This window comes from Bacillus sp. D7-8 (assembly GCF_052055895.1).
Lineage (GTDB): Bacteria > Bacillota > Bacilli > Bacillales > Bacillaceae > Bacillus > Bacillus velezensis.
In genome coordinates this window covers 3,217,955-3,231,917 of sequence record NZ_CP179922.1, presented here as the reverse complement: position 1 = coordinate 3,231,917, position 13,963 = coordinate 3,217,955, and the positions used below count along the sequence as shown (strand labels likewise).

General features: G+C 46.5%; 14 protein-coding genes. 11 read left to right on the top strand and 3 right to left on the bottom strand.

Going from position 1 to position 13,963, the window contains the following annotated elements:
* Window positions 1–36 precede the first annotated feature (36 nt).
* From ACKTRM_RS15925 to ACKTRM_RS15890, 8 genes are read left to right on the top strand one after another with little or no spacing between them, the layout of a single operon-like run.
* On the top strand, window positions 37–1,167 hold the full coding sequence (locus tag ACKTRM_RS15925) for a DegT/DnrJ/EryC1/StrS family aminotransferase (protein ID WP_012118481.1): 1,131 nt from the start codon (window positions 37–39) through the stop codon (window positions 1,165–1,167).
* Window positions 1,164–2,093, top strand: a complete 930-nt coding sequence (locus ACKTRM_RS15920; RefSeq protein WP_012118480.1) for an NAD-dependent epimerase/dehydratase family protein — start codon at window positions 1,164–1,166, stop codon at window positions 2,091–2,093. The genes ACKTRM_RS15925 and ACKTRM_RS15920 overlap by 4 nt, the downstream gene beginning before the upstream one ends.
* Window positions 2,059–3,315 carry an aminotransferase class V-fold PLP-dependent enzyme gene (locus ACKTRM_RS15915; protein ID WP_012118479.1) on the top strand — a complete coding sequence of 419 codons (1,257 nt, stop codon included), beginning with the start codon at window positions 2,059–2,061 and terminating at the stop codon, window positions 3,313–3,315. The genes ACKTRM_RS15920 and ACKTRM_RS15915 overlap by 35 nt, the downstream gene beginning before the upstream one ends.
* A gap of 11 nt (window positions 3,316–3,326) precedes the next feature.
* Window positions 3,327–4,208, top strand: a complete 882-nt coding sequence (locus ACKTRM_RS15910; RefSeq protein ID WP_023357141.1) for a GNAT family N-acetyltransferase — start codon at window positions 3,327–3,329, stop codon at window positions 4,206–4,208.
* Entirely contained in the window at window positions 4,181–4,939 is a 759-nt protein-coding gene (locus ACKTRM_RS15905) for a WbqC family protein (RefSeq protein ID WP_007409964.1), read from the top strand. The genes ACKTRM_RS15910 and ACKTRM_RS15905 overlap by 28 nt, the downstream gene beginning before the upstream one ends.
* A complete protein-coding gene (locus tag ACKTRM_RS15900; protein ID WP_023357140.1) occupies window positions 4,902–5,579 on the top strand; it encodes a PIG-L deacetylase family protein in 678 nt (225 codons plus the stop codon). Before ACKTRM_RS15905 ends, ACKTRM_RS15900 begins: the two co-directional genes overlap by 38 nt.
* 7 nt (window positions 5,580–5,586) lie before the next feature.
* The gene (locus ACKTRM_RS15895) at window positions 5,587–6,507 is read left to right on the top strand and encodes a TIM barrel protein (protein WP_012118477.1); all 921 of its coding nucleotides are present in this window, start codon (window positions 5,587–5,589) and stop codon (window positions 6,505–6,507) included.
* Window positions 6,482–7,717 (top strand): MFS transporter, encoded by a 1,236-nt coding sequence (locus ACKTRM_RS15890; protein WP_023357139.1) that lies wholly within the window; start codon window positions 6,482–6,484, stop codon window positions 7,715–7,717. The genes ACKTRM_RS15895 and ACKTRM_RS15890 overlap by 26 nt, the downstream gene beginning before the upstream one ends.
* Before the next feature lie 43 nt (window positions 7,718–7,760).
* Here ACKTRM_RS15890 and ACKTRM_RS15885 read toward each other — a convergent pair whose 3' ends face one another.
* On the bottom strand, window positions 7,761–8,222 hold the full coding sequence (locus ACKTRM_RS15885; RefSeq protein WP_007409969.1) for a GNAT family N-acetyltransferase: 462 nt from the start codon (window positions 8,220–8,222) through the stop codon (window positions 7,761–7,763).
* Window positions 8,223–8,353: 131 nt separating this feature from the next.
* Between ACKTRM_RS15885 and ACKTRM_RS15880 the strand changes: the two genes are divergently transcribed.
* Entirely contained in the window at window positions 8,354–10,144 is a 1,791-nt protein-coding gene (locus ACKTRM_RS15880; protein WP_023357138.1) for a zinc ribbon domain-containing protein, read from the top strand.
* Between the two features lie 40 nt (window positions 10,145–10,184).
* On the opposite strand, the gene ACKTRM_RS15875 is transcribed toward ACKTRM_RS15880, so the two are convergent.
* Complete coding sequence (locus ACKTRM_RS15875) at window positions 10,185–10,895, bottom strand: hypothetical protein (RefSeq protein ID WP_007409971.1); 711 nt, start codon at window positions 10,893–10,895, stop codon at window positions 10,185–10,187.
* 438 nt (window positions 10,896–11,333) lie between these two features.
* Between ACKTRM_RS15875 and ACKTRM_RS15870 the strand changes: the two genes are divergently transcribed.
* Window positions 11,334–11,966, top strand: a complete 633-nt coding sequence (locus tag ACKTRM_RS15870) for an NAAT family transporter (RefSeq protein ID WP_007409973.1) — start codon at window positions 11,334–11,336, stop codon at window positions 11,964–11,966.
* A 20-nt stretch (window positions 11,967–11,986) separates the two neighbouring features.
* On the opposite strand, the gene ACKTRM_RS15865 is transcribed toward ACKTRM_RS15870, so the two are convergent.
* Window positions 11,987–12,544 (bottom strand): GbsR/MarR family transcriptional regulator, encoded by a 558-nt coding sequence (locus ACKTRM_RS15865; protein WP_007409974.1) that lies wholly within the window; start codon window positions 12,542–12,544, stop codon window positions 11,987–11,989.
* A 260-nt stretch (window positions 12,545–12,804) separates the two neighbouring features.
* Between ACKTRM_RS15865 and opuCA the strand changes: the two genes are divergently transcribed.
* Window positions 12,805–13,944 (top strand): osmoprotectant ABC transporter ATP-binding protein OpuCA, encoded by a 1,140-nt coding sequence (opuCA, locus tag ACKTRM_RS15860; protein WP_003151651.1) that lies wholly within the window; start codon window positions 12,805–12,807, stop codon window positions 13,942–13,944.
* Window positions 13,945–13,963 lie beyond the last annotated feature (19 nt).

The window sequence follows — 13,963 nt, the reverse complement described above, 5'->3', positions numbered from 1 at the left end:
ATTAGTAATCGATTTATCTCTTTTCACAGACCTGATATGACAAACGAAGAAATCGCAAGCGTAACCGAAACGATTCAATCGGGCTGGATTTCGAAAGGCCCGAAGGTAATCGATTTTGAAAAAAAGCTGGGAGAATGTATAGGAGCTGAACACGTCATCAGCTGTAATTCAGGCACCGCTGCATTACATATGGCTTTATTGGCGCTCGGTGTGGGAGAAGGCGATGAAGTCATCGTGCCGAGCTTCACGTTCTGTTCCAGCGTCAATGTCATCCTGCACGCCGGAGCCGTTCCTGTGTTTGCGGATATATGCGAGAAAAGTCTATGTGCCGATCCTGAAGATGTCAGGAAGAAAATAACGCCGCGCACAAAAGCGGTAATTGCGGTTCATTTTGCCGGCTATCCGGCTGATCTGGAAAACTTGCAATCCATTTGTAAAGAAAACGGATTGTATCTGATTGAAGACGCCGCTCATGCGCTCGGTACAAAATATAACGGAAGCATGATCGGCACTCACGGCGATGCTGTGTGCTTCAGCTTTTATGCCACCAAAAATATTACAACAGGGGAAGGCGGAGCCCTCGTCATGAAAGACGAACAGGCCGCAGAAAGAGCGAGGCTGTACGGCTGGCACGGCATCACAAAAAATGCCTGGAACCGGTACGGTGAAAAAGGCAGCTGGAGATACGACGTTTTACTGCCGGGCTTTAAATATAATATGACGGATATTCAGGCCGCGCTCGGTCTGGTTCAATTGAAACGCGCAAACGACATTCAAGAAAAACGGGAACAGATCGCTCAATTTTATGTACGTGAACTGTCAGGCCAATCTGACAAAGCGGCGCTTCCGCTTTCTGACATTCCAAGCGGCATAACGCACTCATGGCATTTATTTATTTTGCGCATTCGAGAAAACGGCGGTATGGACAGAGATCTGTTTATTGAGAAAATGAAAGAAAAACAAATCGGACTGAGCGTGCACTTTATTCCCGTGCATTTGCATCCTTACTATAAAAAACATTTTCCTGCGGAGCTTCCGGTAACTGAACGTGTTTTCCGGGAGATCGTATCACTGCCTCTTTACAGCCAGTTATCAGATGAGGATTGCAGCTATATTGTCAAGTCTATAAAAGAAGTTTTGACTATCAGCCAGGAGGTAGGATCATGAAACATATTGCGATTATCGGAGGAGCCGGTTTTATCGGAAGCGAACTGGCGGCATTATTACAGGATAAAGGTTATCACACCATCATTGCAGACCAAAAGGAGCCGGCTTTTGACACTGAATACCGCCAAACGGATATTCTTGACCGGACGTCCCTCCGCGAATCATTGCGGGGAGCGGATGCGGTTGTCCATTTGGCGGCAATGGTCGGAGTGGACAGCTGCCGAAGCAATGAAGAAGACGTCATACGGGTCAATTTTGAAGGAACGAAAAACGTAACTGAGGTATGCGGTGAATTGGGAATCAGCACACTTCTTTTCTCATCGAGTTCAGAAGTGTTCGGAGATTCACCGGATTTTCCTTATACCGAGACAAGCAGAAAGCTTCCGAAATCGGCTTACGGAAAAGCCAAACTGCAATCAGAGGAATATTTGAGAGAACAGGCTTCCGACGAACTTCATATTCGGGTCGTCCGGTACTTTAATGTATACGGGCCGAAACAGCGCGAGGATTTTGTCATCAATAAGTTTTTCAGCCTGGCCGAGAATGGCTCTGAGCTGCCTCTTTACGGGGACGGCGGACAAATACGCTGCTTCAGCTACATCAGTGATATCGTCACCGGAACTTATCTCGCTCTCACTCATGAAGGAGCCGTCTTTGAAGACTTCAATATCGGGAACGACCAGCCGATCACGATAAAAGAACTGGCTGAAAAAGTCAATGTGCTCTCAGGCAGAGAGAAGGATAACTATCTGTTTAAAAAACTGGGCGAAGACGGCGTGAGGGGAAAAGACATCGAAATTTTTAAGCGGGCGCCGTCAATCGAGAAGGCGAAACGTTTGCTCGGTTACGCTCCGAAAGTAAGTCTGAATGAAGGCCTGGAGATCATAAAAGATGAAAGACAAAAGCACAAACTTTCACTTTCCTAAAAACCCGGAAGTGGTCAAATATCCCGTTTATCCCGGACAGTTTTCCGTCAGCGGCCGTCTGCGCGCAGTGAAACACTTGCTTACTGCCGGACAAAGCGGACTGACTGAAAAACTGGAAAAACATTACGGAAAAGGGGTTGTGCTGACATCCAGCGGCAGTGCGGCACTGGTGCTCGCATTAACTTATTCGGGGGCCGGACCGGGGAAAGAAGTGATTTTCTCATCCTTCAGCTGCCCGAATGTCATTGATGCCGTGCTGCAATCCGGTGCGACGCCTGTGTTTGCGCAGCTGGATGAGCATCTATCCTTATCTTTTGAGGATGTCAAAAAAAAAGCGACGAGGCGTACGTGTGCGGTTATCCTCACACATGTATACGGCCGGAGAGAAAATACCGCTATCATTAACTGGGCGAAGGAAAACGGAATTGCTGTCATTGATGATGCCGCTCAAGCCATGTTTACAAAACAAGCGGATACATTTGCCGGCGGTTTGGGCGATTTCGGCATTTTAAGCTTCGGCCCCTCAAAGCCGCTTGCGAGTATCGGAGGCGGCGCGTTAATCGCGCCGAAAGAATGGCTTCGGCAAAAAGCAAATCTCCCGATGGAACAGCGCAGCCAAGTGGCAGCTGACTATCGAATCTATATCAGAAATCAAAGAATCCAAGCTGTAATGAAACGGAAACGGCATCATCCTATTTCATATATGTTTAGAAAAGCGGGCGCCATGCCTTCCATGAAAGCCACAAAGCTCGAAGCTCTGCCGGATAAACCGGCTGTTGTACCCGTGCTTCGCATGCATCCGGCAAGGGAAGCCATTATTGATGATCAGCTTTCACGTATGGATCAGCTTGTAACAGCTTCGCTTCGAAACTTACAGACGGCGGGAGAAATCTTTGCAAAGGCGGGAGAAACAAACGGCATAAGAATGATCCAGCCCCAAGAAGGAGAACATCTGAATTATTTAACAATTGTATTTCCCCGGGATGAAGAGCGGTACGGGTGTTCTGTTTATTTAGCCGAAAGAGGCATCCAAACATGCTGGAACTACCTTCCCCTCGAACGTATTCCGATTTATGAAACATACGCGGGGGAAGGCGGGGAAGACCCGCTTTGGAAGAGAGTTCTTTCTTTGCCGTTTAAACCTCCTCTTCAAAAGGAGCAAGTCAGATATATAGCCGAATCCGTTTTATCATATTGTGAGCAACAGAATAAGACTGAATAGTGGTGATAACTATGCAAAAAACAGCAGTATGCACGACCCGCCAGGCATGGGATCGGGCCGCTGACATGTATCAGGCGGGATTGTTTCAAAGCTATGATTGGGGAATCCTCATGGAAGAGCTTCCCGGCACGTCATTTCACCCTGTCAGACTGACAACGGACGGAGGACAGGTCATCTATCTTCCGCTTTTTGAACAGAAGGGCGTATTATCCGGCAATATGATCGGATACGGCGGCGTTATTTCAGATCGCCCCATCTCATTTGAATGGCTTCAAAGTGAAATCCAGGCCATATTCGGCCGGAACATATCCCGGATGCTGCTGCCGTACGGTCAGACTTCTTTTACAGAAGAAATCAGGGAAGGATGGACGGAAAAGGCAACGCGGATTCTTTCGCTTCCGGACACGTTTGACGAGCTTTGGACGGGCATTTCCGGAAAAGCCCGGACGGCAGTCAGATACGCTGAAAAAGAGAATATTGTCACCCGGCTGATCGGGCGAAAAGAACTTGGCGCGTTTTATGACCTCTACAAAGAGCATACGGCGGCAATCGGCGCGGCTTATGTGCTGAGCCAGGGCTTTTTCCAAAAGCTGCTTGACACGTTTGCGGACCGGATGTTTTGGATCGGAGCATATCAGGATGAGACGCTGATCAGCAGCAGTATTTTTCTCTATGACCGCTCTCATTTCTATTATTGGCAGAATGTAAACAGCCTGGCGGGAAAAAAAGCGCAGGCCTCTTACTTGTTGATGCGTGACGCCCTGCAATTCGCCATTTGCCGCAAGCTTCAATGGGCTGATTTTGGCTATTCACACAGTAAAGAAATCGCAAGACCGAAACGATATTGGGGAGCTGAAGAAAAACAATGCCGACTTTTTACGAAACCGGAATGAAAACAATAAGCGGCCATCAATCCAGTTATCTGCCGTGGTACGGTTTTTTTGAAAAAATGTATAAGTCGGATCTGTTTGCCATTCATGACACAGCCCAATTTGAGAAAAAAGGATTTCTCAACCGCAACAGAATCAAAACGCCGCAAGGCCCCAGATGGCTGACAGTGCCTTTGCAGATGAAACAATATAAAGACATAGAGCTTCGGCATATGAAAATCGACCAGACACAGGATTGGCGGAAAAAACATTGGATGGCGATTAAAATGAACTATGCGAAAGCTCCCTATTTTGAGCGATACCAGCATTTTTTTCAAGATGTCTATCAGCGGGAGTGGGAATATCTCCATGATTTGAATATGCACATCATTGAATTTTTCCGAAAAGAGCTCCGAATTGAAACGCCGCTCTGTTATGTCTCTGAGCTTGAATGCCGGAAGGAGAAAAAAAGCGATTTTGTTTTAGCGCTTTGTCAGGAGCTGGGGGCGGACCGTTATTATTCAGGCAGTCAGGGTTCCGACTATTTAATAGAAAGCGATTTTGAAAGAAACGGAATTGTCATTGAGTATCAGCAGATCCGACATTTTGGCTATCCTCAATTATTCGGGGAGCATATCCCTCACCTCTCCATGCTCGATATGCTGATGAACTGCGGAGCGGATACAGCTGAAATGTTAGTTAAAGGAGGGCAATATGATGAAAGTAATGGTATTTGCAGCGCATCCCGACGATGAAATTATCGGCGTCGGCGGCACGCTCGCCAAACATGTCCGCCAAGGTGACAGCGTGTCGGCAGTCATTATGGCGGAAGGCAAATCATCAAGAAAAACGGATTACAAAAAGCCTGAAGATTCCGTCATGGAGCATTCTAATCAAGAAACGGAGCAGGCGCTCAGCACTTTGGGCATCCATGATTTTGTCAGGCTGAACCTTCCTGATAACAGAATGGATTCAATGGATTTGCTGGATGTCGTGAAGGAAGCGGAGAAACAAATCAATCGTTTTCAGCCTGACATTGTGTATACCCAGTACGGCGGTGACATTAATATTGACCACTCCGTCGTATTCAGAGCGGTCATGACGGCAACCCGTCCGCTTCCCGGTCATACGGTAAAACGGGTTTTTGCCTATGAAACATTGTCTTCGACGGAATGGAATTACTGTCAGAAGGATCAGTTTCATGCCAATTTCTTCGTTAATATTGAAGACGAGCTTGAAACGAAATTGAAATCGATGGCGTGTTACGGTTCCGAGCTCAGAGACTTCCCTCATCCCCGCTCTTTGCAGGCGATCGAACATAATGCCCGTGTGTGGGGAGCAAAATCGGGTTTTACCGCTGCGGAAGCGTTTATGCTTGTGAGAGGAACATGGTGACTGTCCTATGATTGCTCAAATTCCGTTTTTCGGACTTGATCCGAAGCAAATCGATGAGAAATGGGTGGAAGCGGGATACGGTCTGGAAGCGAATATTTTTGACGGCCATTCCTTTGAGGAAGCGGATTATATCAAAACATTTAATCAGACGCTGGAATATGCGAAACAGCTTGATCCTTCATTATTAACGCTGCATTTTCCGACAGATCATGCCGATTATGTGAATGAAGATCACATCAAAAAACAGCTTTATCACTTTGCGGAGCTCGCTGTGAAATACGGCGCCAAAGGCATAACCGTTCATGCGAATCAATTTATGACGGTTGAGGAATTTCAAGTCTATGACCTGGAAGGAAACCGTAAAAAAATCGTTGAGTTTTTCGCGGAGTTTGATGAGCAGCTGAAAGGGACGGACATTTGGATCGGTGTGGAAAACCTTCCGATCATCGGGAATCTGGGAGAGGATTTTGATCCGATTTTCATTTATCCTGAGGATTTTACAGAGCTGGTGCAGCTGGATCTGAAGCATGTCGGTATTACGTGGGATCTGTGCCATTGGGCGATTACCTATCAGACTCACTTGTCTTCCGCCCTTATGTTCAGAAATGATCAGCTGAAATATCCCGATTTCTTTCAGTTTCTTTCGATAAAAGAGAGCATTAAGCATTATCACTTCAGCTCATTTCGCCAGCTTGCGTTCCCGCATGGCGGCGTCCGCTGTTTTGAGGGCCGCCATCCGAGTGAAGGGACGATCGCTGAGGAGCTGCTGAGACGGGCTGCCGATACTTTGCAGGAGCTTTATCGGAATCAAGATACCGGCATTGTATTTGAGGTGATGGAAGAGGATTATACGGAAAGACGGGAATCATGGAGAACGCTGGAATGGTTCGGCGGTGTTTCTGATGACGAGGATCAAAAAAGGGTCTGATATGACATATCGAACACCGAACTATGCAAAGCTTTGGTGTGCACAGGTGTTTTCTTCAGCAGCGGACGGGGTCTGGCTCATTGCTCTGCCGCTGTTAGTGCTGGAATTGACCGGCAGCAAAATTCTAGTCGGCGTTATTTCTTTTATCGAACTCGTGCCGTTGACATTTGGCGTGCTGGCGGGTCCACTGATTGATTTATTCCGAAAAAAGTCGATCTTGTATTTGTGCAATACGGGTCGGGCCGCCATTATGATCCTCTTGGCGGTGCTCAGCGCGAACGATTTATTAACCGTGTGGATAGCCGGGGTGTGCGCCTTTTGTCTATCTCTGCAATCGATGCTGTTTGCGCCGGCGAAAGTCGCGATCATTCCGCTGCTCGTCCGCAAACAGCATCTTGATCAGGCGACATCTCTGATCAATACGAGTGACTTGATCGGACTCATCGTCGGAAAATTGATCAGCGGGATCATGATTGCGGCTATTCCGTTCGGGATGCTGTTTGCCCTAAACGGCACTGCTTTTTTGATCTCTGCGGCATTTATCGCGTTCATTCGTATTTCAGAACAGCCCAATGAAAAAAGCAACGGAACTGAAGATGTAAAAGCCGGTTACAGAATGCTGAAAGGAAATGCGGCATGGCTGACATCTGTCGGATACTTTTTCGTCGTAAATCTCGTCATTGCCGGCCTTATTTCAGTAATGGGGCCGATTCTTGCTGTGGAGCGTTTTCAGCAGAACTATTCTGTATGGTTTGCCGTCATGTATTCAATGTTTCAGGCGGGGATGCTTTTGGGCAATCTGGCCGTATTTTTCAAATGGAATACAAAACGCTTGAACCGGCTGTACCCGCGGACGTTAACGGCAGCGGGACTGCTCATTATGCTCCTGTTTTTTCCCCTTCATGGGTTTGAGTGCATCATCTTCCTGGTACTTGGCATCATCATCTCGTATATTGATGTGCAAACGGTGCTGTATTTCCAAAAGACGGTTCCGGCCGCATATTTCGGAAGGGTCTTTGCACTGATTTTTTCCATTGTCAAAATGGGTGAACCGCTGTCGGCCGCTGTCTACACAGGGCTTCTGCTGTTGATGAATGCGGATTATATTTTTGCGGCGGTCGGACTGACCCTTACGATCGTTTTTGCTATTTTTTCAGTCAGACAAGGGAGTCAAAGAAATACAGAGAAACAAGCGGATCAATCCGTCTGAATGGTAAACGAAGGGGCGCCGATGTCAGCCGGCGCCCTTTTTATCATAAATCCAAATAAAGCCGTATCATATCCCGGCATTGAATGCCGTTTTCAAAAATGTCTTCATCATAATGTCTGATAAAAAAATCATGGTCGACAGCCTGAATGCGGAATCCGCATTTTTGATAGAGTGACAGCTGATGAATACTGGAATTTCCGGTGCCGATTTCAATCGTGTCAGCCCCCGATTGTCTCGCTTTTTCAATGGCATCCCGCACCAGCTGTTTTCCGAATCCCCTGTTCTGCAGCGATTCTTTTACCGCGATGTTTACGATTTCTATCGTTTTAGGCCTTGTTTGCAATAAAACGTAAACCCCTGCAAGCTCGTCTGACGTCCAAGCTGTATAGCATTCTCCTCTTACAAGATAATCATCGACAATCTCTTTTGACGGATCGGCCAGCAGCAATAGTTCATACAGTGCTTCATCCGGCTCCGCGGCTTTTCGGATGCTCAGTTTTTGCATGTCCGTTTCTCCTCCTCTGTTATGATCGACAGCTATTTTTGAAAATAACTCCAAAATCATTCTACTTTATTATAAAATATGAAACATAGGAAAAGTTATACAAGTTTTGCAGATTGAATAGGAGGAAAGTCATGTTTTTTTGTAAGCATTGCGGCCAGCAGAACAATGAAGAAGCGCATTTCTGTAAAGAATGCGGAAAACCGATCGGGAAAGGAAGCCGGCTGGAGCGGCAGGCGGCTGTAAAAGCGGCTGAACCTGCTTCACAAATGAGAAAGCCGATCCCTAAAAAAACGCTCTTCATGTGGGGCGGCATTGCCGCAGCGCTGATCTTATTGATTGCCGCATATAAAACCGGAGCCTGGCTGACATCTGAAAAAAGGCTCACGGATCAATTCGAACAGGCGGTTCATGACGGGGACACGAAAAAGCTCGCAGCCCTGCTCACTCCTTCAGACAAAAAACTGAAGCTGAATGAGACCAATGTCAAACCGCTCCTTGCATACGCAAAGAAACACGATGAACTGCTGGCATCGCTTCGCGGCAATTCATCAGAAACAGATGCGGTATACGTCAAAAAAGAGGGAAAAACCCTTCTTTTGTTTGACCATTACGAACTGAAAGTCGATCCGGTTTATTTCCGCATCACAAGCAATTATAAAGGCGCCGATCTTTATATCAACAGCGAGAAAACAGGTACGGTCAAAAAAGCCGATGAAACCCAAATCTTTGGTCCGTATGCACCCGGTGTCTACACGGCGGAAGCCAAGCTTAAAAATGAGACGGTTGACGTTGTCAAAAAGCAAGAGGCAGAGGCGGCCGGCAGCCGGAATGTTGAGTTTGACCTGCCGTTAGACGCCGAGGATGTGACATTCACTCCGGCAGACAGCTTCAAAAGCGCGAAAGGCGATCTGCTGATAAACGGCAAATCCGTCCATAAAGATCCGTTTACATCCGTTACATATGGTCCGCTCTTAACTGACGGTTCCATGACAGCCGCCGTGGAGGCTGATTTTCCTTGGGGGAAAATGAAAACTGCCGATGTCCCGATCAACAGTACTGATGTGGACTTAACGCTTATCCCGGATCAAGATACACAACAAACAATCATGGACACGATTGTCAAAACAACGAAGCAGTATACAAAAGCGATGGCAGACGGAAATACCGATCAGATGACTGAAGCTGGTTCCGCCTGGAAAGAGCAGACGAAAGAAGTGGTATCCGGCATGAAGAGTTCCGGCACCTTTTTGAAGGATCAGTATAAAGAGACAAGCTTTGATCTGGATTCATTTGCGATTTCTCAAGAGAACGGCCGCTGGCAAGTAACTGTTATGGGTAAAGAGCTTCATGAGTCTGCTTATTTCGACGGGAATACGAAGCCTGATATGGAAGAGGCTGAGCCGAGCTTTCACTATGTACTCTCATATGATACAAAACATAAAAAATGGGTTTTCGAAAAAGCTGACCCTGCCTCAGATTCTTCTGGGACAAATGTAAAAAAAATAAAAAACGACCAGCCGAAAACCTATACATCCGCATGGGCATCATCCAAAGGAAATACAGCTTCAGGCAGCGTGACAAACGAGCAAGTCACATCGTTTATGACTGATTACCTGACAAACCAATCAAGCGCCGTCAGCCTTAACAATTTCGCGATCATGGAGGGTAATTTAGAAGAGGGAAGCCCTTTGTATGCTGATCAGCAGAAACTGGTCAAAAAACTGCACAGCGAGGGGACGACCGAAGTATTTAATGAAGTGAATGTCAAAAGCTTTTCACAGAAAGGCTCTCATCTGACGATTCATACGTACGAGGAGTTTTATATTACGAAAGCCGGCGGCAGTCCGAAGCTCAGAACATATAATTGGACCTATGGCGGCATTGTTAAAGACGGAAGAATTTATTTAACATCCATTCAATAAAAAAACCCCCGCGCCAATCAGGCGGCGGGGGTTTCCGTTTTTAAAAGAAGAAATAATTCATGAGTTCTTTTATATAATGCTTGATCGTGAATTGAAACGTTACGCAAATGATCAAATAGATGACGATAACAGAATAAATGATATCCGCCTTAGTAGTGAGCTGATGCTGATAGCTCGCCAGCATGAGCGGAGGCACGGCAAACGCCGCTCCTAAAAGACCGACAGCCAGAATGGTGAAGCAAACGGTTGTATGAAGCAGCATAAAAATGAGGGCAAGAAGCAAAATAGCTGTAAACGGAATCAAAAATGCCCCGAATCTGGACAGCGAATCTTTAAATGACACCTGCGCGCCGCCGGCCTTCAAAGCGATAAAAATCAAGAGATACAGGCAAAAAACGCATAATGCAAAGGTAAGCGCCGGTTTGACCACAATCGCGGTAAAACTGACGTCACGAAAGCCGTCTGATAAGAGAATATAAAACATAATCGGCGTCACCAGGCAGAAAAGCACCATGTTGATGATGCTGCTGACAAGCTGTTCGCCGCCTGTCGTTTTACATGTTTGATACGGTCGCTTTAACACATCAAGCACGAATAAGGCAAATTGCTTTGAAGCCTGCTTAGCCGCGGCGCCGGCCTGAGCGGCCTGGCCTTGCGTTTGACCTGCGCCTCCCTGCCCGGGCTGGGGCGCCCCGCATTTTTCACAAAACTTTCCGCCATCAGTATGATGGCCGCATTGAGAACAATACATTCTAAAACTCCTTTTACAAGTAATATAGGGATTTTGTTCAATATTTACATTATAAAAGAAAATAGGACGGATGTAACGGAGTTTTCTAAAGATATACAAATCACCTTCTCTATGAATTGATAATAGAGAAAAAGTACCCTTTATGGTAGAATTTTATTGGAGCTGATAGATATCATGTCTCTCGGCGCATTGATTCAGAGTGAAAAAGGAAATAAACGCATGCTAAAAAAATTGAAAATGCTTTATCGGCTGTTGAAATTCGGAAAAGGCTTATGGAGATAGCAAACAGAAAAAACCGTCCTTACAAGGACGGTTTTTTTCTGTTTCCGGATCGTCCGGCTGAGGTTATAAAAAGCAGACCCCGGGGTAAAAACCATGCATAAGAAACAGCGGAGAACAAAACATAACTCAATAACGGCAAGTCATAAGGAGGTACGCATGTTTTCATTCATCATTCATGTCTTCATTTCACTGTTTGCAGTCTCCAATCCCATCGGAAACGTGCCGATTTTTCTTTCACTGACGGAAGGGTACTCGGAGAAAGAACGGACAGCGATCGCGCGCAAGGCTTCCGTGCTGTCGTTTATCATCTTGGCGGCTTTTTTAATCTTCGGCCATCTGATCTTTAAACTGTTTGACATTAACATTCATGCCTTACGTATCGCGGGCGGCATTTTTATTTTCGGCATCGCTTATAATCTTCTGAACGCGAAGAAATCTCATGTACAGTCTCTCCATCATGAAGAGAAAGGGGAGAGCAAGGAGAAAGCCGATATATCTGTGACGCCTTTGTCGATTCCGATTATCGCCGGACCCGGTACGATCGCGACGGTGATGAGTCTGTCGGCCGGCCATGGCGGCATCTTCCATTACATCAGCGTGCTTATCGGCATTGCGGCCGTCATCGCGATGACGTTCATCTTCTTTCACTATTCATCTTTCATCAGCAATAAGCTCGGGAAAACCGAAATGAACGTCATTACCCGACTGATGGGGCTGATTTTGGCGGTGGTGGCGATCGGCATGATCGGCGCCGGTCTGAAAGGCATGTTCCCGATATTGGTTTCCTGACTTAAAAAAGCAGCGCCCGGTTATCTTCGGGTGCTGCTTTTTTCTATTTTCGGCACATGCTGAAACACTTCTTCACTCTCAAAAAATTCTATCAAACGGCTCAGCCAGTCATAATAATGAAGCCAATCCGTCAGTTCATCCAAAAGCTGACGGGCTTTTTCTTCAATATCGGGACTGAGATTTTCCGATTCCAGAAGCTCAGTCAGCTCGCGGTTCAGTTTTTTATAGAGCATTTTGTTTTTGCTGACCGCCTTTGTCCAATTTGCCGTAAACAGGGAGATAAACGTCTGGTAATAATCACGTTCCACGTCATAAAGGTCTTTCCGAACGCCTTTTTCAAACACTTTTTCAGCCAGATTGACATCGGTCATTTCGCGGACCACCTGGCTCATCCTCGTTTTGCTCATCCCGGTCGCCTCTGACAGCTCATTTAACGTCATCGGCTTGCGGTTCATATAAATAATACCGAGCACACGTCCAAGTGTGGCCGGCATTCCGAATGTATGCATATTCTCGGCGATTCTCTCAATGAGATGCTCTTCAGCATGCCCGATGATATCAAGAGCGTTTTTTTCCACGGCTGATCATCCCTTCACTGGCTTTTCATGCTGACAATATATCATATTTTTTACAGTTGATGAAAAAGATGATGCGGCAGGATATGCGAGCTATCGGGAGCGATTGTAAGAACATCCGCATTGTCAGCGGGATAACATGAAAAAATACGTATATTGTATATAATTTCAACACATTGTAAACTTTTTATTTTACAAATTTCATCTTATAATAAAGATTATACTTTTCAGAAAAATAACGGAACCCTTCGGAGGTGCACGGATTGCTGAGATTAGAAAATGTATCAAAAGTCTATAAAGGCGGAAAAAAAGCTGTCAACAGCATTGATTTAAATATCGAAAAAGGCGAGTTTATTTGTTTTATCGGGCCGAGCGGCTGCGGAAAAACGACGACGATGAAAATGATTAACAGACTGATTGAGCCGTCATCCGGAAAGATTTTTATCGATGGCGAAAACATTATGGAGCAGGACCCGGTGGAGCTGAGACGGAAAATCGGCTACGTCATTCAGCAGATCGGACTTTTCCCTCATATGACCATTCAGCAGAACATTTCCCTCGTGCCGAAACTGCTGAAATGGCCGGAACAAAAGCGGAAGGAACGGGCGCGGGAGCTTTTGAAGCTCGTCGATATGGGCCCGGAATATTTAGACCGCTATCCTCACGAGCTGAGCGGGGGACAGCAGCAGAGAATCGGCGTGCTGCGCGCCCTTGCAGCGGAACCTCCCCTTATTCTCATGGATGAACCGTTCGGAGCGCTTGATCCGATTACGCGGGATTCCCTTCAGGAAGAATTCAAAAAACTGCAAAGAACATTGAATAAAACGATTGTGTTTGTAACCCACGATATGGATGAAGCTATTAAGCTGGCTGACCGGATCGTCATTTTAAAAGCGGGAGAGATCGTTCAGGCCGGCACTCCTGATGACATTCTCCGGAATCCGGCTAATGAGTTTGTCGAAGAATTTATCGGCAAAGAACGGTTATTGCAATCAAGACCGGATATTGAACGCGTCGAGCAGATGATGAATAAAAAGCCTGTCACCGTTACGGCGGACAAAACGCTTTCGCAGGCGATACAGGTGATGCGGGAACACCGTGTCGATTCCCTGCTTGTCGTTGATGACCTGAATGTGCTGCAAGGATATGTGGATGTCGAAATCATTGATCAGAACCGGAAAAAAGCGAGCCTCGTCGGCGACGTGCTCCGCTCTGATCTGTATACAGTCGAGCAGGGGACACTGCTGCGCGATACCGTACGCAAAATTTTAAAGCGCGGAATGAAATATGTACCCGTCGTTGATGAACAAAGGCATTTAGTCGGAATTGTCACGAGAGCGAGCCTTGTCGACATCGTTTACGATTCAATCTGGGGCGAGGAAGACCAGCTGGTGACAGGCTGACAAGGGGAGGAACGCTTAC

What these genes read in the sequence shown, in the direction of transcription:
- ACKTRM_RS15925 (WP_012118481.1), top strand. Translation starts at nt 37, where the DNA reads ATGACAAACGAAGAAATCGCAAGCGTAACCGAAACGATTCAATCGGGC.
- ACKTRM_RS15920 (WP_012118480.1), top strand. Translation starts at nt 1,164, where the DNA reads ATGAAACATATTGCGATTATCGGAGGAGCCGGTTTTATCGGAAGCGAA.
- ACKTRM_RS15915 (WP_012118479.1), top strand. Translation starts at nt 2,059, where the DNA reads ATGAAAGACAAAAGCACAAACTTTCACTTTCCTAAAAACCCGGAAGTG.
- ACKTRM_RS15910 (WP_023357141.1), top strand. Translation starts at nt 3,327, where the DNA reads ATGCAAAAAACAGCAGTATGCACGACCCGCCAGGCATGGGATCGGGCC.
- ACKTRM_RS15905 (WP_007409964.1), top strand. Translation starts at nt 4,181, where the DNA reads ATGCCGACTTTTTACGAAACCGGAATGAAAACAATAAGCGGCCATCAA.
- ACKTRM_RS15900 (WP_023357140.1), top strand. Translation starts at nt 4,902, where the DNA reads ATGAAAGTAATGGTATTTGCAGCGCATCCCGACGATGAAATTATCGGC.
- ACKTRM_RS15895 (WP_012118477.1), top strand. Translation starts at nt 5,587, where the DNA reads ATGATTGCTCAAATTCCGTTTTTCGGACTTGATCCGAAGCAAATCGAT.
- ACKTRM_RS15890 (WP_023357139.1), top strand. Translation starts at nt 6,482, where the DNA reads ATGACGAGGATCAAAAAAGGGTCTGATATGACATATCGAACACCGAAC.
- ACKTRM_RS15885 (WP_007409969.1), bottom strand. Translation starts at nt 8,222, where the DNA reads ATGCAAAAACTGAGCATCCGAAAAGCCGCGGAGCCGGATGAAGCACTG.
- ACKTRM_RS15880 (WP_023357138.1), top strand. Translation starts at nt 8,354, where the DNA reads ATGTTTTTTTGTAAGCATTGCGGCCAGCAGAACAATGAAGAAGCGCAT.
- ACKTRM_RS15875 (WP_007409971.1), bottom strand. Translation starts at nt 10,895, where the DNA reads ATGTATTGTTCTCAATGCGGCCATCATACTGATGGCGGAAAGTTTTGT.
- ACKTRM_RS15870 (WP_007409973.1), top strand. Translation starts at nt 11,334, where the DNA reads ATGTTTTCATTCATCATTCATGTCTTCATTTCACTGTTTGCAGTCTCC.